Source organism: Kineococcus sp. DHX-1, from assembly GCF_042473625.1.
In the GTDB taxonomy this organism is placed as follows: domain Bacteria; phylum Actinomycetota; class Actinomycetes; order Actinomycetales; family Kineococcaceae; genus Kineococcus.
This window is the reverse complement of record NZ_CP170445.1, coordinates 3,370,007-3,394,829: the sequence shown is the minus strand read 5'-3', so window position 1 is coordinate 3,394,829 and position 24,823 is coordinate 3,370,007. Positions and strand designations below refer to the sequence as shown.

General features: G+C 71.2%; 16 protein-coding genes and 3 rRNA genes. 15 read left to right on the top strand and 4 right to left on the bottom strand.

From position 1 onward, the window contains the following. The first annotated feature begins 10 nt into the window (after positions 1-10). From mtrB to secA, 8 genes are all read left to right on the top strand, one after another. Positions 11-1,612: an MtrAB system histidine kinase MtrB gene (gene mtrB, locus ACFEMC_RS16275; RefSeq protein ID WP_380170601.1), complete on the top strand. Its 1,602-nt coding sequence runs from the start codon at positions 11-13 to the stop codon at positions 1,610-1,612. Further along, a complete protein-coding gene (locus ACFEMC_RS16270) occupies positions 1,609-3,339 on the top strand; it encodes an LpqB family beta-propeller domain-containing protein (RefSeq protein ID WP_380170600.1) in 1,731 nt (576 codons plus the stop codon). The genes mtrB and ACFEMC_RS16270 overlap by 4 nt, the downstream gene beginning before the upstream one ends. Positions 3,340-3,402: 63 nt before the next feature. Continuing rightward, on the top strand, positions 3,403-4,047 hold the full coding sequence (locus ACFEMC_RS16265) for a ComF family protein (protein ID WP_380170599.1): 645 nt from the start codon (positions 3,403-3,405) through the stop codon (positions 4,045-4,047). A gap of 285 nt (positions 4,048-4,332) precedes the next feature. Further along, positions 4,333-5,109: a ribosome hibernation-promoting factor, HPF/YfiA family gene (gene hpf / locus ACFEMC_RS16260; protein WP_380170598.1), complete on the top strand. Its 777-nt coding sequence runs from the start codon at positions 4,333-4,335 to the stop codon at positions 5,107-5,109. A gap of 13 nt (positions 5,110-5,122) precedes the next feature. Beyond that, the gene (locus ACFEMC_RS16255) at positions 5,123-5,914 is read left to right on the top strand and encodes a response regulator (RefSeq protein ID WP_380170597.1); all 792 of its coding nucleotides are present in this window, start codon (positions 5,123-5,125) and stop codon (positions 5,912-5,914) included. Next, a complete protein-coding gene (locus ACFEMC_RS16250; RefSeq protein WP_380170596.1) occupies positions 5,911-7,158 on the top strand; it encodes a winged helix-turn-helix domain-containing protein in 1,248 nt (415 codons plus the stop codon). The genes ACFEMC_RS16255 and ACFEMC_RS16250 overlap by 4 nt, the downstream gene beginning before the upstream one ends. A gap of 52 nt (positions 7,159-7,210) precedes the next feature. Next, a complete protein-coding gene (locus ACFEMC_RS16245; RefSeq protein WP_380170595.1) occupies positions 7,211-9,784 on the top strand; it encodes a putative bifunctional diguanylate cyclase/phosphodiesterase in 2,574 nt (857 codons plus the stop codon). Positions 9,785-9,853: 69 nt separating this feature from the next. Beyond that, positions 9,854-12,541, top strand: coding sequence for a preprotein translocase subunit SecA (gene secA / locus ACFEMC_RS16240; protein WP_380170594.1), 2,688 nt, complete (start codon positions 9,854-9,856; stop codon positions 12,539-12,541). Positions 12,542-12,565: 24 nt separating this feature from the next. Here the strand turns inward: secA and ACFEMC_RS16235 are convergent, their stop codons facing one another. Continuing rightward, positions 12,566-13,078, bottom strand: a complete 513-nt coding sequence (locus ACFEMC_RS16235) for an Rv3235 family protein (RefSeq protein WP_380170593.1) — start codon at positions 13,076-13,078, stop codon at positions 12,566-12,568. Between the two features lie 46 nt (positions 13,079-13,124). Further along, positions 13,125-13,700: a LysM peptidoglycan-binding domain-containing protein gene (locus tag ACFEMC_RS16230; protein ID WP_380170592.1), complete on the bottom strand. Its 576-nt coding sequence runs from the start codon at positions 13,698-13,700 to the stop codon at positions 13,125-13,127. 203 nt (positions 13,701-13,903) lie between these two features. Here ACFEMC_RS16230 and ACFEMC_RS16225 point away from each other — a divergent pair, with 203 nt between their 5' ends. Then, the gene (locus tag ACFEMC_RS16225; protein WP_380170591.1) at positions 13,904-14,455 is read left to right on the top strand and encodes a hypothetical protein; all 552 of its coding nucleotides are present in this window, start codon (positions 13,904-13,906) and stop codon (positions 14,453-14,455) included. A 15-nt stretch (positions 14,456-14,470) separates the two neighbouring features. On the opposite strand, the gene ACFEMC_RS16220 is transcribed toward ACFEMC_RS16225, so the two are convergent. Then, positions 14,471-14,692, bottom strand: coding sequence for a helix-turn-helix transcriptional regulator (locus tag ACFEMC_RS16220; protein ID WP_370720701.1), 222 nt, complete (start codon positions 14,690-14,692; stop codon positions 14,471-14,473). Between the two features lie 216 nt (positions 14,693-14,908). Here ACFEMC_RS16220 and ACFEMC_RS16215 point away from each other — a divergent pair, with 216 nt between their 5' ends. The 5 genes from ACFEMC_RS16215 to rrf all read left to right on the top strand — a co-directional run bounded on the left by ACFEMC_RS16215 (position 14,909) and on the right by rrf (position 22,911). Beyond that, positions 14,909-15,628, top strand: coding sequence for a hypothetical protein (locus tag ACFEMC_RS16215; RefSeq protein ID WP_380170590.1), 720 nt, complete (start codon positions 14,909-14,911; stop codon positions 15,626-15,628). Further along, positions 15,625-16,893: a CpaE family protein gene (locus ACFEMC_RS16210; protein WP_380170589.1), complete on the top strand. Its 1,269-nt coding sequence runs from the start codon at positions 15,625-15,627 to the stop codon at positions 16,891-16,893. The genes ACFEMC_RS16215 and ACFEMC_RS16210 overlap by 4 nt, the downstream gene beginning before the upstream one ends. 421 nt (positions 16,894-17,314) lie before the next feature. Next, positions 17,315-18,833, top strand: a 16S ribosomal RNA gene (locus tag ACFEMC_RS16205). A 598-nt stretch (positions 18,834-19,431) separates the two neighbouring features. After that, positions 19,432-22,597: ribosomal RNA gene (locus ACFEMC_RS16200) — 23S ribosomal RNA — on the top strand. A gap of 197 nt (positions 22,598-22,794) precedes the next feature. Then, positions 22,795-22,911: ribosomal RNA gene (rrf, locus tag ACFEMC_RS16195) — 5S ribosomal RNA — on the top strand. Together the 16S, 23S and 5S rRNA genes form the textbook arrangement of a ribosomal RNA operon. A gap of 53 nt (positions 22,912-22,964) precedes the next feature. Here the strand turns inward: rrf and ACFEMC_RS16190 are convergent. Continuing rightward, positions 22,965-24,137 carry a hypothetical protein gene (locus ACFEMC_RS16190; RefSeq protein WP_380170588.1) on the bottom strand — a complete coding sequence of 391 codons (1,173 nt, stop codon included), beginning with the start codon at positions 24,135-24,137 and terminating at the stop codon, positions 22,965-22,967. Between ACFEMC_RS16190 and ACFEMC_RS16185 the strand changes: the two genes are divergently transcribed. Continuing rightward, entirely contained in the window at positions 24,093-24,821 is a 729-nt protein-coding gene (locus ACFEMC_RS16185; protein WP_380170587.1) for a hypothetical protein, read from the top strand. The two genes, ACFEMC_RS16190 and ACFEMC_RS16185, sit on opposite strands and share 45 nt — an antisense overlap. Positions 24,822-24,823: the final 2 nt, after the last annotated feature.

Sequence of the window (24,823 nt, the reverse complement as noted above, 5' to 3'; positions counted from 1 at the left end):
GGGCCTGAGCGTGGGACGGTTGCTGGCCCGCTGGCGGGCCTCGCTGCAACTGCGCGTCGTCGTCCTCACGACGATGCTCGGGCTCGCGGTCGTCGTCGGCGTCGGGTCGTTCCTGCTCGACGGGATCGCCGACGGTCTCGTCGCCGAGCGGCAGAAGGTGGCGCTCGCGGACGCCGCGCGCAGCGCGCAGACGGCGCAGCAGCAGTTCGACGCGGCCACCACGACGAGTTCGGCCGAGGTGGAGCAGCTCGCCGGGGACGTCGTCTCGGCCCTGGAGGGTGCGGGTCCGGACCGCGTCCGCGGGGTCGTCCTGCTCCGCGCCACGGGCGCGCCCGACACCGCCGCCAGCGGTCAGGTCGTCGTCCGCGACGTCGCCTCCGAGGGCCTGAACGCCTCCGACATCCCGATGGCGCTGCGCCGCGCCGTCGTCGCCTCGGACGTGCAGCAGCTGCAGATCGTGGACCTGCCCGACGCCTCCGGTGCCCCCAGCCTCGTCGTCGGGTCGACGGTCACCCTGCCGCGGGCCGGGGAGTACGAGCTGTACTTCGTCTACTCCCTGGCCAGCGAGGAGCAGACGGTCTCCCTGGTGCGCACCACGTTCGTCGGCGGCGGCATCGCCCTCGTCCTGCTCGTCGGGGCGGTCGCCTGGGTCGTCACGCGCACGGTCGTCGAACCCGTCCGGGAGGCGGCCGGGACCGCCGAACGCCTCACCGGAGGCCACCTGGACGAGCGCATGCGCGTGCGCGGCACCGACGACCTCGCCCGCCTGGCCCGGGCGTTCAACGAGATGGCCGCCGGCATGCAGCAGCACATCGAGCAGCTCGAGGAACTCTCGCGCCTGCAACGGCGCTTCGTCTCCGACGTCAGCCACGAACTGCGCACCCCGCTCACGACGATCCGGATGGCGGGGGAGGTCCTGCACGACGCGCGCGACGGTTTCGACCCCGCCTCGGCACGGTCGGCCGAACTCCTGCTGACCCAGCTCGAACGGTTCGACACCCTCCTGTCGGACCTGCTGGAGATCTCCCGCTTCGACGCCGGAGCCGCTGCGCTGGAACCGGACCCGCAGGACGTCCGGGTCGTCGTGCACCGCGTCGTGGAGTTCACCGCCACGCTCGCCGAACGCCGGGGTTCGCACGTCTCCGTCGCCGAACCCTCCGGCCCCTGCACGGCGGAGGTCGACGCGCGCCGCATCGAACGCGTCCTGCGCAACCTCGTCGGCAACGCCATCGAGCACGGCGAGGCGCGCCCCATCGAGATCACCGTCGCGGCCGACGAGCACGCCGTCGCCGTCGGGGTGCGCGACCACGGCGTCGGGTTGCAGCCCCAGCAGCTGCCCCGCGTCTTCGACCGGTTCTGGCGCGCCGACCCCGCCCGCGCCCGCACGACGGGCGGCAGCGGCCTGGGGCTGGCGATCGCCCTGGAGGACACGCGGTTGCACGGCGGCTGGCTGGAGGTCTGGGGCCGGCCCGGCCAGGGGTGCCACTTCGTCCTGACCGTCCCGCGGGTCGCCGGCCGCTCGCTGCGCTCCTCCCCGCTGCCGGTCGTGCCCCTGGGCTGGCGTGAACCCGTCGCGGCCCTGCCCGCCGGTCCCCGGCACGAGACCCCGTGAAGCGCCGCACCGCGCTCGGGCTCGCGGGGTTGCTGGCGCTCGCGGGGTGCGGCGGGGTGCCCCGCTCCAGCGACGTCGTCAGCGGGTCCCGCATCGAGGCCGACCCCCGGGTCGGTCTGCTGCAGGTCATCCCGGACGGCCCGACCCCCGGGGCCGGGCCCGTCGACGTCGTCCGCGGTTTCCTGCGGGCCGCGGTCGCCGCCGACGACGACCACGCCGTCGCGCGCGAGTTCCTCACGGCCTCGGCCGCGCAGTCCTGGCGCGCCGACGCCTCGACGACGGTCGTCGCGAGCGGCCCGGACCTGTCCCTGGTCTCCCAGGACCCGACGGAGGCGGTCGTGTCGATCACGGCGACGGCGACCGCGGTCGTCGACGCCGCGGGGCACTACGTCGAGCAGCCGCCGGGAGCCACCTCGACGCGACCGGTGCGGCTCGTGCGCGTCGCGAGCGGCTCCGGGGCCGACGGGGAGTGGCGGCTGGCCGAGCCCGGCGACGGGATCGTGCTCACGGCGCTGGACGCCTCCCGCACGCTGCGCTCGTTCCCCGTGTTCTTCGTGACGGCCGGGCCGGCCCCGCAGCTGCTCGCCGACGTGCGGTGGTTCGGCTACGACTCCTCGGTCGCGACCCGCATCGTGCGCGCGCTGCTGGACGGACCCTCGGAGTGGCTGGCCCCGGCGGTCGTCTCGGGTGCGCCGCGCGGGACGTCACTGCGCGTGGGCACGGTCCCGGTGGCGGCGGGGACGGCGACGGTCGACCTGTCCGACCGGGCCCTGGACGCCGGCCCCGAGCAACGGGCGGTCCTGCTGGCGCAGCTGCGGGCCAGCCTCACGGGACTGCCCGAGGTCTCCGACGTGCGGGTGACCGTGGACGGGGCCGAGCTGACCCGCAGCGGGGCGGCGGGTGCGGACCTGCCGCGCTCGGCCGTCCCCGTCGACGCGCGCCTGGTCCTGCTGGGGCCGCAGGGGCTGTCCCGCTGGGACCGCACGGGGCTCGTCCCCGTGGCCGGGACGGGCCCCGGGCTCGAGGCCGCCGGCGGTGCCGGGCACCCCGCGGCCGGACCGGACGGGTCGACGTACGCCGTGCTGACCGACGACAGCCGGGTGGCGCGGGTGCAGACGGTCGGTGGTCCGCTGCAGGCCGCGGTGACCGGCCGCGGGCAGCTCGTCCCGCCCGCCGTCGACCGCTTCGGGTGGGTGTGGACCGCGCCGACCGCAGCCGGTCAGCCTCCCCTCGTCGTGCCCGGCGCGGCCCCCGGGACGCCCGCGCAGACCGTGCAGACCCCCGCCGACGGCCTCGGCGGCGCCCTGGTGCGGCTGCGGGTGGCCCGGGACGGCGCCCGCCTGCTCCTCGTCGTCCGCGACGCGGCCGGGGTGACCCACGTCCGCGTCCACGGCGTCGTGCGCGACGGCGAGGGCAAGCCGTTGCGCCTGGGCGTCGGCTCGGCGGACCTGGCCCCCGGCGCGGGGGACGTCCTGGACGCCGGGTGGCTCGCCGATGACGGCGTCGCCGTGCTCGTGCGCGACGGGACGGGCCGGACGGCGCCCGTGATCGCCCGCGTCTCCGGCCCGAGCACACGCCTGCCCGACGTCCCGGGGGCGGTCTCGCTGGCCGGCGGCTGGTCCGACCGCGACGTCGTGGTGGGGACGGCCGACGGGAAGCTGTTCTCCCGCAGCGGTGCCGACTGGATCGCGGTCGCGGACGGTCGGGACCCGGCCTACCCCGGGTGAGGACCGGGCGTCGCCTGTGGACGACGCGCGCCGCGCCCGTCCCGCCACCCGCACGCTGTCCTCGTGCCCCGCGCCCTCACCGACCTGGCCCACGTCGCCGATCTCGTGTGGCCCGCGCACTGCGCCGGGTGCGGCCGCCCCGGCCGGGTGTGCTGCCGTCCCTGCACCCGGGCCGTGCGGGCGGGAGTCCTCACCGCGCTGGCCGACGGCACCCCCGTGCGCGGGTGCGCCGCCCACGACGGCCCGGCCCGCCAGCTGCTGCTGGCCGTCAAGGAACGTCACCGGGCCGAGGTCCGGCCGGTGCTGGCCGACGCCCTCGCCGCCCAGCTGGGAGAGCTCGTGCCCACCGGTCCCGTCCGCCTCGTGCCCGTGCCCACCCGGCGGGCCAGCCGCCGTTCCCGCGGGGGTGACCTCGTCGCCGACCTCGCCGCCCGCGCGGCCCGACACCTGCGGGCCGACGGTCGCGACGCCGGGGTCGACCGGTGCCTGCACCTGGTGCGGGCGGTGCGCGACCAGACCGACCTCGACGCCGCCGGGCGGCGCGCCAACGTCCACGGCGCGTTCGCCCTGCGCGGGGGACCGCCCACCGGCCCGTGCGTGGTCCTGGACGACGTCGTCACCACCACGGCGACGGCTGCCGAGGCCGTCCGGGCCCTGCGTGCGGGCGGTGTCCGGGTGGACGGCGTGCTGACGGTGACGGTCGCGTGAGTGGACCGCGGGTGGACCGCGCGTGACGGGTGCCGGACGGGTGGTCGGCGCGTCCCGCCTGGGCAGGCGGGGCGTCGGGGGTCTAGCGTTGGCGCATGGCGGCCAGCGACGGTGTCCCAGGGGGTGTCGCCCCCGTGGACGTCACGGGTGCAGACCCCCGGTCCCGTCCCTGCCCGCCTGCTCACCGCGCCCTCCCCCCGGGGGTGGTCCGCGGCACGAGGTGACGGTCCGAGGCGGGCCGGCCCCACGTGCCGGTGCCGCCAGCTCGAACGAGGGAGGCATCCCGTGGAAGTTGTGGTCACCGGACGGCACACCGACGTCAAGGAGAGGTTCCGGCGGCACGTCGAGGACAAGCTGGAGGCGAAGGTCAGCCAGTTCGCGCCCCGCGCCCAGCGCATCGACGTCGAGGTTTCCCACGAGAACAACCGTCGGCAGGCGAGCAATTGCGAACGGGTGGAGATCACCGTGCGCGACAAGGGACCGGTCGTGCGCGCCGAGGCCTGCGCCGACGATCCCTACGCGGCGCTGGACCTCGCCACCACCAAGCTCCTCGAACGGTTGCGGCGCGCCCGCGACCGCCGCAAGGTGCACCACGGCCGGCACCGGCCCACCTCCGTCCACGAGGCCACGGCCGGGCTGTCGGACGAGGTGCTGACGGGGTCCTTCGACCCCGGTCGCCCGCTGGCCGAGCAGGTCGGCGGCGACGCGGCACCCACGCCCGCGGTCATGGCCGGTTCGACCCCGCCCACCGCCGACGCGCCCGAGGCCGCCGTGCAGGACGCCTCGCCCGTCGTCATCCGCGAGAAGCGGCACGACGCGGTCCCGATGACCCTGGACCAGGCCCTGTACGAGATGGAGCTCGTCGGGCACGACTTCTACCTGTTCGTCGACGCCGCCAGCGGTTCGCCGAGCGTGGTGTACCGGCGCCGGGGCTGGGACTACGGCGTCATCCACCTCGACGTCCAGCAGGCGCCGCAGGACGGCTCCGCGGACGGGGCGGCCAACGGCCGGGCGGCCTCCGACGCGGCGCTGACCGCCGTCGTCGCGGCGGCGATGCGCTGACCCACGGGATTCCGTGACCGGGCGCCACTCCCCGTACCCGGGGGGTGGCGCCCGGTGCCGTCCGTGCCAAGATCGTCGTCCCGGGAGCGGACCGCCCGCGTCCGGACCAGCGCGAACAGGGGAGGGGGCCGCCGTGAGCGAGGCGATCCGGATCGTCGTCGTGGACGACCACTCGCTGTTCCGCCGGGGACTGCAGATGGTCCTGTCCGTCGAGGACGACCTCGACGTCGTGGGGGAGGCCTCCGACGGGGCCGAGGCCGTCGAGCGGGTCGAGGAGCTGCTGCCCGACGTCGTCCTCATGGACGTGTGGATGCCGCGCCGCTCCGGGATCGACGCCTGCGCGCAGATCAAGGCCGTCGCGCCGTCGACGAAGATCCTCATGCTGACCTCCTCGGAGGAGGAGGACGACCTCTTCGGTGCCGTCCGGGCCGGGGCCAACGGCTACCTGCTCAAGGACGTGCCGGCCGAGGAGGTCGCCGACGCCGTCCGCTCGGTCATGACGGGCCAGTCGCTCATCACGCCCAAGATGGCCGGGCTCCTGCTCGGGGAGTTCAACGCCATGCGCCGCCGCGACGAGGAGCGCAACCTCGGTCTGCCCGGCGCCCCGCGGCTGTCCCCGCGCGAGCTGGAGGTCCTGCGGCTGCTGGCCCGCGGCCTGCCCAACCGCGAGATCGCGGGCCAGCTCGGCATCAGCGAGAACACGGTCAAGAACCACGTCCGCAACCTCCTCGAGAAGCTGCAGCTGCACTCGCGCATGGAGGCCGTCGTCTACGCCGTGCGCGAGAAGATCGTCGAACTGTCGTGACGGCTGCGGACGGGCCCCCGGCCGTCGAGGAGATCTCGGCCCGGCAGGCCCGTCGTGCGGTGCTCGCCGCCTCCGGCTTCAGCCGGCGCCGGCCCGCGACCGTCACGGCCGCGCACGTCGGCCGGGTGCTCGACCGCCTCGGCGTCGTGCAGATCGACAGCGTCAACGTGCTGTGCCGCAGCCACTACCTCCCCTTCTTCAGCCGCCTGGGGCCCTACCCGACCGAGCTCGTCGACCGGGCCGCCCACCGGGCCCCGCGCCGGCTCGTGGAGTACTGGGCGCACGAGGCGTCCTACGTGGCTCCCGCGACCCACCGGTTGCTGCGCTGGCGGATGGACCGCGCCGCTTCCGACGCCTGGGGCAGCGTGCGCAGCATCGCCCACGAGCGCCCGGACCTGCTCGAGGCCGTCGAGGAGCACCTCGCCACCCACGGCCCGTCGACGGCCCGTCAGCTGGAGGCGGCGCTCAGCTCGGGCGAGGCCCGCCCCACCGACCACTGGGGCTGGAACTGGTCGGACGTCAAGCGGGCCTGCGAGCACCTGTTCTTCGCCGGCCGGCTCTCCGCCGCGGGTCGCACCGCGCAGTTCGAACGCCGCTACGACCTCGCCGGACGCGTCCTGCCGCCGGCGGTGCGCGACGCGCCCGACCCCGACCCGGCCGACGCCGTCCGCGAGCTCGTCGCGATCGCCGCCCGCGCGAACGGCATCGCGTCCGAACCGACCCTGCGCGACCACTTCCGCCTCGCCCCGGGCCCCTCCCGGCAGGCCGTCGCCGAGCTGGTCGAGGAGGGCCGCCTCGAACCCGTCCGGGTCCGCGGCTGGGCGGCCCACCGGCCCGCCTACCGCTGGGCCGGCGCCGTGGCCCCCCGGGTCGACGCCCGCGCCCTGCTCACCCCCTTCGACCCCCTCGTGTGGCACCGCCCGCGCACCGAGGAGGTCTTCGGCGTCACCGTGCGGCTGGAGTTCTACGTCCCGCGCGAGCAGCGGGTCCACGGCTACTACGTCCTGCCCTTCCTGCTCGGGGAGGACCTGGTCGCCCGGGTCGACCTCAAGGCCGACCGCCGCGCGGGGGTCCTGCGCGTCGAGGGCGCGCACGCGGAGCCGGCGGCCCCACCGCGCACCGCCGACGAGCTGGCCGCCGAGCTGCGCGACCTGGCCCGCTGGCAGGGGCTGGACGACGTGCTCGTCACCGGGGGCGGGGACCTGGCCGGGAACCTCGGCCGGGCGCTGTCCTCGAACGGGTGAGTGCGGGCCCGCGAACCTCAACATCACCGGGCGTCCCGCCGACACACGGGAGGTGGATCTCGCCGCTCTCCCCGCCGACCAGGTCGAGCACGCCGCCGGGCTGCTCGAGCACGTGCTCGCGGAGCTGTCGGCCGGGACCAGCGAGCGCGACGTCCTGAGCCGGGCGGCCGGTCTGGTCGCCGACCTCGTCGACGCCGACGTCGTCGCGGTCTGCGAGGGTCCCCACGTCCACGGCGGTGTGGGGCTGGGGCAGCGGTTCCTGCCCGAACGCGGGCTCGCCCGCGTCGTGCGCGACGGTGGCGGCGCCTTCGCCGTCCCCGGCCTCGGCCGCGTCCGCACGAGCGTCGTGGAGGTCCCCGGCCTGTCCGGCGTCCACCTCGTCGTCGGGCGGTCGGACGAGCAGCGCGACCCCGAGGAGGGTCTCGCCGCCGTCCGCCTCGTCGGACGTGCCCTCGGCCTCGTCGTCCTGGGCCGCCACGGCCGCGAGCGCGAGCGCTGGCACCGCCAGCAGGGCGCGCAGGGCGCCGCCGAGCGCACGAAGCTGCAGCAGGCCCTGCGCCAGCGCGAGCAGGTGCTCACCACGTCCGTCCGCTTCCAGCGCGCCGTCTCCAGCCGCCGGCCCCTGCCGGAGCTGCTCGTCCAGATCGCCACCAGCTCCTCCGAGCTCATGGACGGCCGCGCCGTCACCCTCGTCCTGGCCGACCCGCGCTCGCAGATGCAGATGCGCGTCGTCGCCGCCGTCGGTGAGCCCGTCCTCGACCCCGCGCTGGCGCTCGCCGCCGCGAACGCCCTCGGCGGCTTCGGCGTCGCCGTCGGCGACGAGGAGGTCCCCGCGGCTGCCGCGGTCCACATCAACGGCCGCAGCGTGGGCGCCCTCGTCCTGGACACCCGCGACAGCGGTCCGCTGGACCCCGTCGGCGCGACCGTCCTGCGCGCCTTCGCCGAGCACGCGAGCATGGCCCTCAGCCACGCCGACACCGTGCGCGCCGTCGAGGCCGCCTCCTCGGACTCCCTCACGAGCCTGCCGAACCGGGCGACGCTGCTGCGCCAGCTCGAGGTGGCGCTGCGCGTCACCGACTCCGACGGCCTCGGGACGGCCGTCCTGTTCGTCGACCTCAACGGCTTCAAGCAGGTCAACGACTCCCTCGGCCACGCCGCGGGTGACGAGGTGCTGTCCCGCGTGGCCCGGCGCCTGCGGCGCTGCCTGCGGGGGGACGACGTCGCCGCCCGCCTGGGCGGGGACGAGTTCGCCCTCCTCGTGCGCGACGTCGATCCCGGTCGCGCCGCCCAGCGCATCGCGACCCGCGTGCAGACCGACGTGGCGATGCCGCTGGAGACGCACGGGACCACCGTGCGCGTCGGGGCCAGCATCGGGATCGCCATCGCGGAGGACGGCGTCGGCGCGGCCGAGCTGCTGCGCCGCGCCGACAGCGCCATGTACATGGCCAAGGCCGAGTCGCACGCGGCCGGTCCCGCCGTCGCGGCCGGCACGGTCCCCGGCGGCGTGGTCGTCTTCGAGGCCGACATGCACGACGCCGACCGCCTCCGCCGGCAGCTGGAGCACGACCTGCTGCGCGCGGTGCAGGAGGACGAGTTCGAGCTCGCCTACCAGCCCATCGTCCGGCTCGCCGACGGTGCCGTCGTCGGTGCCGAGGCCCTGCTGCGCTGGCGGCACCGCACCCGCGGGGTCCTGGAGCCGGGCGCCTTCCTGGCCGGGGCCGAGCGCTCCCCGGCCGTCGAGGAGCTGTGGCGCTGGGTGCTGCGCACGGCGTGCGCGCAGGGCGCGGCGTGGCGCCGGCAGGTGCCGGACCTGTCCATCACGGTCAACCTGTCCGCCGCGCACGTCATGACGCGCGGTGCCGCCGACGACGTCCGCGCCGCGCTCACGGCCGCCGGCCTGGACCCCACGGCGCTCGTCCTGGACGTGCCCGCCGACCTCCTTGCGGAGGACCCCGACATGCTCAACGCCCGGCTGAAGAAGCTGCGCGCGACGGGCGCGCGGATCCTGCTCGACGACTTCGCCACCCTCGACCCCCGTCAGGGAGGCGTCCTCGCCGGCCACTCGCTCGCGCCGCTGCGCCAGCTGCCCGTCGACGGTGTGAAGCTCGACCGCACGCTCATCGCCGAGATCGACGGCCCCGACGGCGTCGACGCGCTCGCCGCCGTGCGGACGCTGTGCGAGCTCGGCGCCGCCCTCGACCTCGGCGTCGTCGCCGAGGGCGTCGAGCGCACCGAGCAGGCGGTGCTGCTCACCGAGGCCGGCTGCTCCGTCGCCCAGGGCATCCTGCTGGGCGCCCCGCGCTCGGTCGTCGAACTCGGCTCGGAGCTGACGGCCGACGAGCTGGGTCCCGTCGAGCCGGCGGCCGCCGCCCCGGCCCTGGCCGACCTCGTCGACTTCACCGACGAGGCGGGGGAGGACCCGGACGAGGGCGTGGAGGAGGGCCCGCTGGACGCGGCCGCCCTCTTCGCCCGGGAGTTCGGCCCGGCCCCCGTCCCCCGCGACGGCGCGCTGGCGATCCCGCTCGCCCCCTCGCCCCCGACGGGCCGGGGACCGGCGCCCGTGCCCGTCCCCATCAGCGGCGTGCGGCCCACCGACGTGCGGAGGCTGCTCGACCAGTCGCGCTGAGCGACCTCTGCTGTCCCAGGGTCACCGTGAGGTCCCCGTCACCCCGCGTTGCGCCGCTAGAGTGACGGGGTGCCAGCGATCGTCGAAAAGGTCCTCCGCGCCGGCGAGGGCCGCGTCGTCAAGCGTCTGCACCGCATCGCGGAGCAGGTCAACGCCCTCGAACCCGACTTCGAGGGGATGAGCGACGCGGAGCTGCGGGGCGAGACCGACCGCTTCAAGGAGCGCCTCGCCGGTGGCGAGACGCTCGACGACCTGCTTCCGGAGGCCTTCGCGGTCGTTCGCGAGGCGGCTCGCCGCACGCTGGGCCAGCGGCACTTCGACGTGCAGCTCATGGGTGGCGCGGCGCTGCACCAGGGCAACATCGCCGAGATGCGCACCGGTGAGGGCAAGACGCTCGTCGCGACGCTGCCGGCGTACCTCAACGCGCTGACCGGCAAGGGCGTCCACGTCATCACGGTCAACGACTTCCTCGCCGAGTACCAGTCCGACCTCATGGGACGCGTCTTCCGCTTCCTCGGGATGACCAGCTCCTGCATCCTGTCCCGGATGCGCCCCGACGAGCGGCGCGAGGCCTACGCGGCCGACATCACGTACGGGACGAACAACGAGTTCGGCTTCGACTACCTGCGCGACAACATGGCGTGGAACGTCTCCGAGATGGTCCAGCGCGGCCACCACTTCGCCGTCATCGACGAGGTCGACTCGATCCTCATCGACGAGGCCCGCACGCCGCTGATCATCTCGGGCCCCTCCGACGCCCCGACGAAGTGGTACACGGAGTTCGCCAAGATCGTCCGGCGCCTGACGATCGACGTCGACTACGAGGTCGACGAGAAGAAGCGCACCATCGGCATCCTCGAGGCCGGGATCGAGAAGGTCGAGGACCTCCTCGGCATCGAGAACCTCTACGAGAGCGTCAACACCCCGCTCATCGGGTTCCTCAACAACGCCGTCAAGGCCAAGGAGCTCTTCAAGCGGGACAAGGACTACGTCGTGTCCCCGAACGACGAGGTCCTCATCGTCGACGAGCACACGGGCCGCATCCTGGCCGGCCGCCGCTACAACGAGGGCATGCACCAGGCCATCGAGGCCAAGGAGGGGGTGCCGATCCAGAACGAGAACCAGACGCTCGCGACGATCACGCTCCAGAACTTCTTCCGCATGTACGACAAGCTCTCCGGGATGACCGGTACGGCCATGACCGAGGCCGCCGAGTTCCACCAGACGTACAAGCTGGGCGTGGTGCCGATCCCGACGAACCGCCCGGCCGTCCGCATGGACCAACCGGACCTCGTCTACAAGAACGAGCAGGCCAAGTTCGCGGCCGTCGTGGAGGACATCGCCGAGCACCACGCGGCCGGCCAGCCGGTCCTCGTCGGCACGACGAGCGTGGAGAAGAGCGAGTACCTCTCCAACCTGCTGACCAAGGCCGGCGTGGAGCACACCGTCCTGAACGCCAAGCAGCACGAGCGCGAGGCCTCGATCGTCGCGCAGGCGGGCCGCAAGGGCGCCGTCACCGTCGCGACGAACATGGCCGGCCGCGGGACGGACATCATGCTCGGCGGCAACGCCGAGTTCCTCGCCGTCGCCGCGATGAAGGACAAGGGACTGGACCCCGACGAGGCGCCGGAGGCCTACGAGGCCGCCTGGCCCGAGGTCCTCGAGCAGGCCAACGCCTCGGTCAAGGCTGAGCACGACGAGGTCCGCGACCTCGGCGGCCTGTACGTGCTGGGCACCGAGCGGCACGAGTCGCGCCGCATCGACAACCAGCTGCGCGGGCGTTCGGGTCGTCAGGGCGACCCGGGGGAGTCCCGGTTCTACCTCTCGCTCACCGACGACCTCATGCGCCTGTTCAACGCCGCGCTGGTCGAGAGCTTCCTGACCCGCACGGGCATCCCGGAGGACGTCCCCATCGAGTCCAAGATGGTCTCGCGCGCCATCCAGAGCGCGCAGGGCCAGGTCGAGGGCCGCAACTTCGAGATCCGCAAGAACGTCCTCAAGTACGACGACGTCCTCAACCGCCAGCGCGAGGTCATCTACACCGAGCGCCGCAAGGTGCTCGAGGGCGAGGACCTGCACGTGCAGATCCGCCACTTCATCGACGACGTCGTCACCGCGTACGTCTCGGAGGCCACGGCCCGGGGCTTCGGCGAGGACTGGGACCTCGAGGAGCTGTTCACGGCGCTGCGCAGCCTGTACCCCGTCTCGATCACGCCCGAGGAGGTCGTCGAAGCCGCCGGTGGCCGCGGGAACCTCACCGTGGAGCGCCTCGTCGAGGAGATGCGCGGCGACGCCCAGGCCTGCTACGACGCCCGCGAGGAGGAGCTGGGGGCCGAGGCGCTGCGCGACCTCGAGCGCCGGGTCGTCCTGTCGGTCCTGGACCGCAAGTGGCGTGAGCACCTCTACGAGATGGACTACCTGCAGGAGGGCATCGGCCTGCGGGCGATGGCCCAGCGCGACCCGCTCGTGGAGTACCAGCGTGAGGGCTATCAGCTCTTCGGCGCCATGACCGACGCCATCAAGGAGGAGTCGGTCGGGTACCTGTTCTCGCTGCAGGTCCAGCCGGCCGCCCAGGCCGGCGCGGCCGCCACGCCGCCCGGTTTCGGCGCGCCGCCGGTCCGTCAGCAGCTGCAGTACTCCGCCCCCACGGCGGAGGGCGACGTCGAGGTGCACGCGGGCGACGCCCAGGCGACCGAGGCCGCCACGGGCAACCGCGCCCAGCGCCGCGCGGCCGAGCGCGCCCAGCGCGAGGTCTGAGCCCGACGCCCGCGGCCCGGCGGGTCAGCGCGTCTCGAGCGCGGTGACCCGCCACCGGTCGCCGGAGCGGTCGGTGCACCGCTCGACGCGCAGCGCCGCCGCCTTGACGCGGTCGCCGTCACGCAGCACCGCGCTGACCTCCGCGATCCCGTCGAACGGGAACGAGACGCGCAGCGAGGACACGTGCGGTGCCCGGACGGCGCCGCGCGCCGCCGGCCGCACGCGCGAGCGCAGCCTGGCCTGCACGGCCGCCTTGCGCTGCACTCCGCTGTAGATGTCGGCGCTGGACCAGCGCAGCAGCTGCTGCGTGGGCCGTTGCCCCGACAGGACCTCCAGCAGCGTCACCAGGTACCGCTTCGTCCAGCCCGTGACCTCTGGCAGCTCCGCGGGCGGCAGCAGCCGCAGGTCCTGCAGCTCGAGTTCGAGGACGCCCTGGTCCGGGCTGAGGTGCGTGAGGACCGGTCCCTCGGCGCCGAAGGCGTCCTCGTCGTCGACGTAGCGGGGCAGCCGTCCGGGGCGGGTGGCGGTGTTGGACACGGGGGTACTCCTCGGGGGGATCGGATCGGTCGGGGCGGGGGAGTTCTCAGGGCAGGCGGAGGACCTGGCCCGGCAGCAGCCGGTCGGGGTCGTCCCCGATGACGTACGCGTTCGCGGCGTAGAGGCGTTCCTGCTCGGCGAGGACCTGGCCGCGGGTGGCGTCGGGGCCGAGCCGGCGTTCGGCGAGGGACCAGAGGCTGTCGCCGCGCAGCACCACGACCTCGCCGGCGTCGTCCCCGACGGCGGGAGCGGTGGCCGGCTGGGTCGACGGCGTCCACCCGACCTGTGCGGCTGCCGCCGGGGTGGTCGCCGTCCACGCCGGGTCGACCGTCGCCGTGGCGGCCCACCCGACCTCGGGGACGCCCGGGGCCGCGGCCTGCGCGGACAGCGCGGCGGACCCGAGGAGCACCCCGACGACGAGGGCGACGAGCCGTCGCACGACGGCGGGCACCCCCGGAGTGAGGCGGACGACGCGCCGGGGGGAGCGCCGGACGCGCACCTCGTCGACGACCGCGACGACCACGCTCAGCGCCAGCCACAGCGCCACCGCGAGGCCGACCACGACGCACACGCCGACGACGACCTCGGCGGGTTCCTGGCTGCCGAGGAACGGTGGGCGCACGGTGAGGCTCCTGGAGGGTTTGGGGGGCACTTGAGTGTCATTTGGCGCTGTTTGCTGTCGCATGTCTACCGAGAGCCTGTGAGACGGACCAGGAAACGGCCGAGGGTGCGCCCGATCGGAGGGCACCGGCTGACGCACGGTCAGGCGAGGTCACCGGCGCCGTCACGCGCCGTGCCGGCGCGTGCGCTCGTACCGTGGGAGCCGTGCGCTGGGACGACCTCTTCGACGACCTCGAGGGTCAGGCCGAGCACGCCCGCCGGCAGGACCTCGCGGCAGAGGTGGCCGACCGCACGCGGCGCGAGCAGGCGACGGTGACCCTCGCCGACCGCGTGCGTGCAGCGCAGGGCGCGCTGACGTGGTCGCTGCGCGACGGCTCGACGCTCGTGGGCCGAGTGCTCGCGGCGGGGCCGGGGTGGTTCCTGCTGGGGGCCGACGGGGACGTGCCCGCGCCGGACGGGGAGGGCCGGCAGGTGCTGCTGGCCGCCGACGCCGTCGTCGGGGTGCGGGGCGTGCCGGACTGGAGCGCCCCGCCGCTGAGCCCGGTCGCGGCGCGGCGGACGTTCCTCATGGCGTTGCGGGCGCTCGGCCAGGCCGGTGAACGGGTACGGGTGCGCACGGCCACGGACTCGCACGCGGGCCGTCTGGGCCGGGTCGGGGCCGACCACGTCGACCTGCTGCCGGGGGAGGGCACGGAGGCGGAGGGGGCCCTCACGCTGCCGTTCGCCGCCGTGCTGGCGGTGCACGAGGCCCCGTGAGGGCCCCGGGCGCGATCAGGCGGTGTGGTCCTCGCCGCCGGCGAGGACGATCTCCCGGGTCTGCGCGTACATCCGCTGGATGTAGTCCTCCAGCTCGCTGTCCTCGACGCGCCACTGGCCCCGGCCACCGACCTTGATGGCGCGCAGCTCACCCGTCCGGACCAGCGCGTAGGCCTGGGCCGAGGAGATCGCGAGCGTCTCGGCGACGTCCGCGAGCGGGAGGAATCGAGCAGGCACGCTGGCTCTCCTGAGCACTCGGGGGGCACTGTCGGGCACGGGACCCGGCGGTGTCCGCATCCTGCCACGACGTCACCCGGCCGCCGCTGGCCCGATCGGGTGGCCTGTGGACAACCCAGCGGGTCGCGCGTCGCGGAGCCCCACCATGGCTGTCGTTCAGTGCGGGACCAGGACGGACGAGGAACGGGTGGACGGGTGCGGACAGCGGTGCGGCCGGTGCGAGGGCGGGACGTCGGCGCAGGAGTCACGACCGGGACCACGACCCGCAGGGTGGTGGCGCCGTCCTGGCGGGACCCGCGACTGCTCGTCGGTCTGCTCCTCGTGACGGGCAGCGTGGTCCTCGGCAGCGTCGTCGTCGGGCAGGCGCGGGACACCACGACGGTGTGGGGCCTGGCGCACGCCGTCGGGGCCGGTCAGCGCCTGACCCCCGCCGACCTCGCGGTGGTCGAGGTGCGCCTCGATCCCGCGACGGCCCAGCGGTACGTGCCGACGGACACCTCGCCCGAGACCGCTCTGGGCGGACGGGCCGTCGCGCTGCGCGGTCTGGGTGCCGGGGAACTGCTGCCCCGCGCTTCGGTCGGGCACGCCGACGAGCTGGCGGACCGCCCCGTGACCGTCCCGGTCGACGGCGCCGTCCCGCCCGGGGTGGCGGTCGGGTCCCTCGTCGACGTCTGGGTCGTCCCCGCGCGCGACGCCGGCGCGCTCGCCGGCTCGGCGGACGGTGGGCAGTCCGAGCCGGTCCCGGAGCAGCTCGTCGCCTCGGCCGAGGTGGCGTCCGTCGTCACCGGAGGTGGCGCTCTCGCGACGCGTGCCGGTGCGGACGTGCAGGTGGTCGTCCCGCAGGACGCGCTGCCCGCTGTCCTGCAGGCGGTCACGGCCGACGACGACCTGGTCCTCGTCCCCGTCCCGGGCAGCGCTCCCGGCGGTGGCGCGTGACGCTGCCCGTCCTCGTCGCCGTCCCCGGTCCGGCGGAGTCGCGCTTGCTCGCCGGGTGGGAACCTCTGCGCCGCGAGGTCGTCGTCGTCCGCCGGTGCGCCGACGTCGCCGACGTCCTCGCAGCCGTCGGGGCCGGTCTCGCGCGCGCCGTCGTCCTGGGGGCCGACCTGCCCGGGATCGACACCGAGGTGCTCGCTGACCTGCGACGACGGGGCGTGGGGGTCGTGGTCCTGCTGCCCGCCGGGGCGGCGGGGGAGGACGCCGAACGGCGGTGGCGTGGACTGGGTGCGACGCGGTTCGCCGTCCAGGACCGCCCTCCGGCCGACGTGGCGCGCGAGGTGGCGCTCGCGGCGGCCGCGGAACACGCGCCGGTCACCTCGCCGGACGACCCCGCTGCGCAGGAGGCGGAGGCGTTCGGGGCTCCCGGACGCACGGTGGCCGTGTGGGGCCCCCACGGCTCCTGCGGCCGGACGACCGTCGCGGTCAACCTGGCGGCCGAGCTGGGTGTGGTGGGACGCAGCGTGCTGCTGGTCGACGCCGACACCCGGGGCGCCTCCGTGGGGCAGGCCCTCGGTCTGCTCGACGACGCGCCCTCGGTGCTGGCCTGCGTCCGCGCGGCGGCGGACGGTCGCCTCGACGTCGCGGGTCTGGCGGCACGGGCGGCCGTCGTCGGCGAGGGCGTGCGCGTCCTGACGGGAGCTCCCGACGGCGGCCGCTGGGGGGAGCTGCGTCCGGCCGCACTGCGCCGCGTCCTGGAGGTGGGCGCGCTCGCGCACGACTGGACGGTGGTCGACCTGCCCGGCGGCACCGACGACCTCGCCGACGAGTCGGGGCGAGACGCGTTGCTGGCGACGGTCCTCGATGCCGCGGACGTCGTGCTCGTCGTGGGGACGGCCGACCCCGTGGGTCTGCAGCGCTTCGCCCGCGCGTGGTCGCGTCTGCCGGACCTCGCGCCGGCCGCTGTCGTCGTCCCCGTCGTCAACCGCCTGCGCAGCAGTGCGGTGGGGACCCCCGCCGCCCGACGGGTCAGCGCGGTGCTCCGGCGCGTGGCGGGGGTCGAGGGGGTGCGGACGGTGCCCGACGAGCCGGCGGTCGACGAAGCCCTCCTGGTGGGTCGCCCGCTGGCGGAGCACGCGGCTCGGTCGCTGGCGAGGGCGGCGCTGCGCGACCTGGCGGCTCACGTCGAGGACGTCGCCGATGCTCCCGACAGCCCCCAGGCGGAGGACCCGACAGTGGGATTTGACCCGCTGCTGGCCCGCAGTTAACGTAGTTGTCACACCCCAGCGGGGAGGAACGGACGGGCAACCGGCCGGTTCCCGCAGGCGGTTCGGGGCTCTCCCCAACGACACCACGAGGTTCTCGCTCAAGAGCGGTCACCGGGTGCCGATGAACAGGGAGCGTCCTGACCGGGCCGAAGAGCCCGGTAAGCTGGTCGAAGTCCGCAGACGAGAAGCCGCGAGAGCGGTCGACAGTCGTGCGTCCGGTTCTTGAGAACTCAACAGTGCGCTAGAAATATGTTGATGCCATATGTATCAACCCCCAATCACTGCTGGGCCTGTGTGTCTGGTGGTGGGGGATTCCTTTGGGATCTATCCCTGGTCTGGCTTGCCAGCTCGGATCAGGGTTTTGGAGTCCAAGGGTCAACTATGAAGTGAAATGATCTAGGTGCTTCGGCATCGAGGTTTTTCGACGGAGAGTTTGATCCTGGCTCAGGACGAACGCTGGCGGCGTGCTTAACACATGCAAGTCGAACGGTGAAGCCCTTCGGGGTGGATCAGTGGCGAACGGGTGAGTAACACGTGAGCAACCTGCCCCTGGCTCTGGGACAACCACTGGAAACGGTGGCTAATACCGGATACGACCTGCCTCGGCATCGAGTGTGGGTGGAAAGTTTTTCGGCTGGGGATGGGCTCGCGGCCTATCAGCTTGTTGGTGGGGTGATGGCCTACCAAGGCGACGACGGGTAGCCGGCCTGAGAGGGCGACCGGCCACACTGGGACTGAGACACGGCCCAGACTCCTACGGGAGGCAGCAGTGGGGAATATTGCACAATGGGCGAAAGCCTGATGCAGCGACGCCGCGTGAGGGATGACGGCCTTCGGGTTGTAAACCTCTTTCAGCTCCGAAGAAGCGCAAGTGACGGTAGGAGCAGAAGAAGCACCGGCTAACTACGTGCCAGCAGCCGCGGTAATACGTAGGGTGCAAGCGTTGTCCGGAATTATTGGGCGTAAAGAGCTCGTAGGCGGTGTGTCGCGTCTGCTGTGAAAACTCAGGGCTCAACTCTGAGCTTGCAGTGGGTACGGGCACACTTGAGTGCTGTAGGGGAGACTGGAATTCCTGGTGTAGCGGTGAAATGCGCAGATATCAGGAGGAACACCGGTGGCGAAGGCGGGTCTCTGGGCAGTTACTGACGCTGAGGAGCGAAAGCATGGGGAGCGAACAGGATTAGATACCCTGGTAGTCCATGCCGTAAACGTTGGGCGCTAGGTGTGGGGTCCATTCCACGGATTCCGTGCCGCAGCTAACGCATTAAGCGCCCCGCCTGGGGAGTACGGCCGCAAGGCTAAAACTCAAAGGAATTGACGGGGGCCCGCACAAGCGGCGGAGCATGCGGATTAATTCGATGCAACGCGAAGAACCTTACCAAGGCTTGACATGCGCGGTGGAATCCCAGAGATGGGGTGTCATTTAGTTGGTCGCGTACAGGTGGTGCATGGTTGTCGTCAGCTCGTGTCGTGAGATGTTGGGTTAAGTCCCGCAACGAGCGCAACCCTCGTTCCATGTTGCCAGCACGTAGTGGTGGGGACTCATGGGAGACTGCCGGGGTCAACTCGGAGGAAGGTGGGGATGACGTCAAATCATCATGCCCCTTATGTCTTGGGCTTCACGCATGCTACAATGGCCAGTACAGAGGGCTGCGATACCGTGAGGTGGAGCGAATCCCAAAAAGCTGGTCTCAGTTCGGATCGGGGTCTGCAACTCGACCCCGTGAAGTCGGAGTCGCTAGTAATCGCAGATCAGCAACGCTGCGGTGAATACGTTCCCGGGCCTTGTACACACCGCCCGTCACGTCATGAAAGTCGGTAACACCCGAAGCCGGTGGCCCAACCCGTTAGGGGGGGAGCTGTCGAAGGTGGGACTGGCGATTGGGACGAAGTCGTAACAAGGTAGCCGTACCGGAAGGTGCGGCTGGATCACCTCCTTTCTAAGGAGCATCAACCACACTCTGTGAGCCTCACCGGTCGTCGTGCCGGTGGTGGTGGGGTGTGGATGGACCAGTTTCTGCCGGCGTATGTTCGGCGGCTGGTGCTCGAGGGTGGAACATCAACATGGCATCAGGAGTCACTGCCTGGTCCTAGTACCCCGGTTCATCTTCGGATGGCTGGGTGGAACGGGCGTGGGTGGTGAGGGTGGGTGTCTGGCGCACTGTTGGGTCCTGAGGGACCGGCCTTGCTGGTTGCGTGAGCGACTGGCGTTGTGGTCGAGCCTCTAGGTCTGGGCCTTGCCTGATTCACATACCGCTGAGTGTTCTTCGGGACAGTCTGGTCTGGTGTGGGTTGTTGTGGGTGGGGTGTCGGGTTGTCTGTTGAGAACTGCACAGTGGACGCGAACATCTTTGTAGTGGTGTTCGTCGAGTAGATCCTCTAATCACCATTCTCGTTGGTGTCTGTGGGACTTCGTGTTCTGGAGATGCTGGCGTGGTGGTGGTCTTTGTGGTTCGTTTATGTTTGTTGCACGCGTTGTGCACTGACACTGAAGCTATCGCGGCCTTTCGGGGTGTGTGGTGGTGGGTGGTGTGTGGTGGGCAAGTGTGTAAGGGCGCATGGTGGATGCCTTGGCATCAGGAGCCGATGAAGGACGTGGGAGCCTGCGTTAAGCCTCGGGGAGTTGGCAACCGAACGTTGATCCGAGGGTGTCCGAATGGGGGAACCCGGCCGTCGTCATGGGCGGTCACCCGCACCTGAATGTATAGGGTGTGTGGAGGGAACGTGGGGAAGTGAAACATCTCAGTACCCACAGGAAGAGAAAACAACATGTGATTCCGTGAGTAGTGGCGAGCGAAAGCGGATGAGGCTAAACCTGCATCGTGTGATACCTGGTAGGGGTTGCGGTGTGGGGGTTGTGGGAGTGTTCTGGACTGGGCTACCACTCGGTCGGGGAGTGAGAAAGTCGTGGTGTAGCCGAAGGGCCTGGGATGGTCCGGCGTAGTGGGTGAGACCCCCGTAGGTGAAACATTGCGGCCTCCTTGGGAGCATGTCCCGAGTAGCACGGGGCTCGTGGAATCTCGTGTGAATCTGCCAGGACCACCTGGTAAGCCTAAATACTTCCTGATGACCGATAGCGGACAAGTACCGTGAGGGAATGGTGAAAAGCACCCCGGGAGGGGAGTGAAATAGTACCTGAAACCGTGTGCCTACAATCCGTCGGAGCTGGGTCTTGTGCCTGGTGACGGCGTGCCTTTTGAAGAATGAGCCTGCGAGTTAGTGGTGCGTGGCGAGGTTAACCCGTGGGGGGTAGCCGTAGCGAAAGCGAGTCCGAACAGGGCGTATCAGTCGCGTGCTCTAGACCCGAAGCGGAGTGATCTACCCATGGCCAGGTTGAAGCGTGGGTAAGACCGCGTGGAGGACCGAACCCACCAGGGTTGAAAACCTGGGGGATGAGCTGTGGGTAGGGGTGAAAGGCCAATCAAACTCCGTGATAGCTGGTTCTCCCCGAAATGCATTTAGGTGCAGCGTCGCGTGTTTCTTGCTGGAGGTAGAGCTACTGGATGGCCGATGGGCCCCACCGGGTTACTGACGTCAGCCAAACTCCGAATGCCGGTAAGTGAGAGCGTGGCAGTGAGACTGCGGGGGATAAGCTTCGTAGTCGAGAGGGAAACAGCCCAGATCATCAGCTAAGGCCCCTAAGCGTGTGCTAAGTGGGAAAGGATGTGGAGTTGCGCAGACAACCAGGAGGTTGGCTTAGAAGCAGCCACCCTTGAAAGAGTGCGTAATAGCTCACTGGTCAAGTGATTCCGCGCCGACAATGTAGCGGGGCTCAAGTACACCGCCGAAGCTGTGGCATTCACATGTCAACCCCAGGGCAGGTAGCCGGCCGTCAGGTCGTGTCTAGCCTCGTCTTGCAGGTGTGTGGATGGGTAGGGGAGCGTCGTGTGTGGGGTGAAGCCGCCTGGTGATGGTGTGGTGGACTGCACGCGAGTGAGAATGCAGGCATGAGTAGCGAATGACGGGTGAGAACCCCGTCCGCCGATTGACCAAGGGTTCCAGGGCCAGGTTCATCCGCCCTGGGTAAGTCGGGACCTAAGGCGAGGCCGACAGGCGTAGTCGATGGACAACGGGTTGATATTCCCGTACCGGTGTAGAACCGTCCATGGCGAGGCCGGGGATGCTGAGCACCCAAAGCCGCACATCACCTTCGGGTGGGTGTTGGTGGAGCGTGCGACCCGATCCGGTAGTAGTCAAGCGTGTTAACAGGGGTGACGCAGGAGGGTAGCTTCCGCGTGGCGATGGTTGTCCACGTCCAAGGGTGTAGGGCGTGCTGTTGGCAAATCCGCAGCACTTGCTTTGATGCTGAGCCTGAGACCTGATGGTGACCCCGTTGGGGGGAAGTAGGGTGATCCCATGCTGCCTAGAAAAGCCTCGGCGCGAGGTTCGAGCCGCCCGTACCCTAAACCGACTCAGGTGGTCAGGTAGAGAATACCGAGGCGTGCGAGTGAATCGTGGTTAAGGAACTCGGCAAAATGCCCCCGTAACTTCGGGAGAAGGGGGGCCTGAGGCGTGAAGCTCCTTGCGGGCTAGCGTTTGAGGGCCGCAGAGACCAGGGGGAAGCGACTGTTTACTAAAAACACAGGTCCGTGCGAAGTCGCAAGACGATGTATACGGACTGACGCCTGCCCGGTGCTGGAACGTTAAGGGGACCGGTTACCCACGTAAGTGGGGACGCTGAGAACTTAAGCGCCAGTAAACGGCGGTGGTAACTATAACCATCCTAAGGTAGCGAAATTCCTTGTCGGGTAAGTTCCGACCTGCACGAATGGCGTAACGACTTCCCTGCTGTCTCAACCGCGAACTCGGCGAAATTGCACTACGAGTAAAGATGCTCGTTACGCGCAGCAGGACGGAAAGACCCCGGGACCTTCACTATAGCTTGGTATTGGTGTTCGGGACGGCTTGTGTAGGATAGGTGGGAGACTGTGAAGCTGGCACGCTAGTGTTGGTGGAGTCGTCGTTGAAATACCACTCTGGTCGTTCTGGATGTCTAACTTCGGTCCGTGATCCGGATCAGGGACAGTGCCTGGTGGGTAGTTTAACTGGGGCGGTTGCCTCCTAAAGAGTAACGGAGGCGCCCAAAGGTTCCCTCAGCCTGGTTGGCAATCAGGTGTTGAGTGTAAGTGCACAAGGGAGCTTGACTGTGAGACCGACAGGTCGAGCAGGGACGAAAGTCGGGACTAGTGATCCGGCCGTGGAGTGTGGAATCGCGGTCGCTCAACGGATAAAAGGTACCCCGGGGATAACAGGCTGATCTTGCCCAAGAGTCCATATCGACGGCATGGTTTGGCACCTCGATGTCGGCTCGTCGCATCCTGGGGCTGGAGTAGGTCCCAAGGGTTGGGCTGTTCGCCCATTAAAGCGGTACGCGAGCTGGGTTTAGAACGTCGTGAGACAGTTCGGTCCCTATCCGCTGCGCGCGTTGGAAACTTGAGAAGGGCTGTCCCTAGTACGAGAGGACCGGGACGGACGAACCTCTGGTGTGCCAGTTGTTCTGCCAAGGGCATGGCTGGTTGGCTACGTTCGGAAGGGATAACCGCTGAAGGCATCTAAGCGGGAAGCCTGCTTCGAGATGAGGTTTCCGTGCCCCTTGTGGGGTGGGAGGCTCCCTGGAGATGACGGGGTTGATAGGCCGGGTGTGGAAGCAACGACTAGCGAGTTGTGGAGCTGACCGGTACTAATAGGCCGATCACTTGTCTACTACGCACCAGCTACCACCAAGCATGCGAGTCATGGGGTGGTGTTGGTGAGTGTGTGGCGGGTGCACGAGCATGAACGAACAAGATCTACTGATCAACGATGACACTGCTGCAGTGTTTCGCGTCCATTGTGTGGTTCTCGGGAGAGAACCCGAAGCTCCCTGTTGGGGGTTTCAGTGTTGGATCCTGGCCTTTGTGGTCCGGTGGTCATAGCGGTGGGGAAACGCCCGGTCTCATTCCGAACCCGGAAGCTAAGCCCACCAGCGCCGATGGTACTGCTCGGGAGACTGGGTGGGAGAGTAGGTCACCGCCGGCCACTCACACTTGTGAGTGATGGGGAGTGCCTCCTTCGGGAGGCGCTCCCCATCGTCATGTCCAGCCCGTGTGAGAGGCTGGACCGCTCGTTCGACGAGCTTCAACGTGAACAGTGACGAGGACATCCGCGCTCGGCGCGGCGGTGGGGAGATCGGCATGGCAGAGCAGGGTTCGCGCGGCAGCGGGAACAACGAGCGTCGGCCGAGCGGCGGCGCACGTGGTGGCGCCGGCGGTTTCCGTTCCGGTGGTCCTCGTCGTTCGGACTCCCCGCAGCGCTCCGACCGCGATCGTCCTCGTCGTTCCGGCGCCGGTGACGACCAACGTCCCGGCCGCCCCGTTCGTGACGGGGCCCGTCAGGGTGATCGTCCGCAGCGTTCCTACGGTGACCGTCCCCGTGATGACCGTCAGGGTGATCGTCCGCAGCGTTCCTACGGTGACCGTCCTCGTGATGACCGTCAGCGCGACGACCGTCCGCAGCGTTCCTACGGTGACCGCCCCCGCGACGACCGTCAGCGCGACGACCGTCCGCAGCGTTCCTACGGTGACCGCCCCCGCGACGACCGTCCGCGCGACGACCGTCCGCGCGACGACCGTCCGCAGCGTTCCTACGGGGACCGTCCCCGTGATGACCGTCAGCGCGATGGCCGTCCGCAGCGTTCCTACGGGGACCGCCCCCGCGACGACCGTCAGCGGGACGAGCGTCCCCGTCGGACTGACCGGCCGTGGGAGGACCGCGGCGCGCGCACCGACCGTCCGCGTCGTGATGACGACCGTCCGCGCCGTGACGACCGCCCCAGCCGTGACGGTGACCGCCCCCGCACCGACCGTCCTCAGCGCGATGCGTTCCGCGGCAGCCAGTCTCGCGACGACTCCCGCGGTGGACCCCGTGGCGGCTTCCGCAGCGGGTCGCGGCCTGACGCGCGTTCGGGGGAGCGCTCCGGATCCCGTGGTGGCGCCGAGCGTCCCGGCCGTCCGGATCGCGCGGCCCGGCCGGACCGCGGTGACCGTCCCTTCCGCGACCGCCCCCAGCGGGCGGACGAGCGTCCCCGTCGCAGCGACCGGGGTCCGGTCCGTTCGGCCGGCGCCGACCGCGGCCGCGACAGCCGCCCGCCCCGTCCGACGGGTCCCCGCATCCCGGACGGCGTGACCGGCAAGGAGCTGGCGCCCGACGTGCGCCGCGCTGTGCAGAGCCTGCCCAGCGAGAGCGCGGACGTCGTCGCCAAGCACCTCGTCGCCAGCGGTCAGCTCCTCGACGTCGACCCCGAGGCGGCGTGGCAGCACGCGCTCGTGGCGCAGAAGCGTGGCGGACGCATCGCCGCCGTCCGTGAGGCCGCGGGCGTCGCCGCCTACAAGGCGGGCCACTTCCGTGAGGCGTTGGCCGAGCTGCGCACCGTGCGCCGCATGACGGGCGACGACAGCTACCTGCCGCTCATGGCGGACTGCGAGCGCGGTCTGGGCCGCCCCGAGCGTGCCCTCGACCTCGCGACCTCGCCCGAGGTGGCCGGCCTGGACACCCCGGCGAAGGTGGAGATGCTCATCGTCGCGGCCGGCGCGCGCCACGACCTCGGCCAGCACGACGCGGCCGTCGTGTCGTTGCAGGTGCAGCAGCTGCGGACCAACAGCCGTGCGCCCTGGCGTGCGCGCCTCTGGTACGCCTACGCGGACGCCCTGATCTCCGTGGGCCGCACCGCCGAGGCGCGGGACTGGCTGGTCAAGGCCGCCGAGGCCGACGCCGACGGCGAGACCGACGCGGCCGAGCGCCTCGACGAGATCGACGGCATCGTCTTCGACGAGGTCTGGGACGAGGAGAGCGACGGGGAGGACGACGGGGAGGACGGCACCGCGGCGGACTCCGAGGACTCCGAGGACGAGGCCGGGCCCGACGAGGACGACGCCACGGACGGGCGCTGACC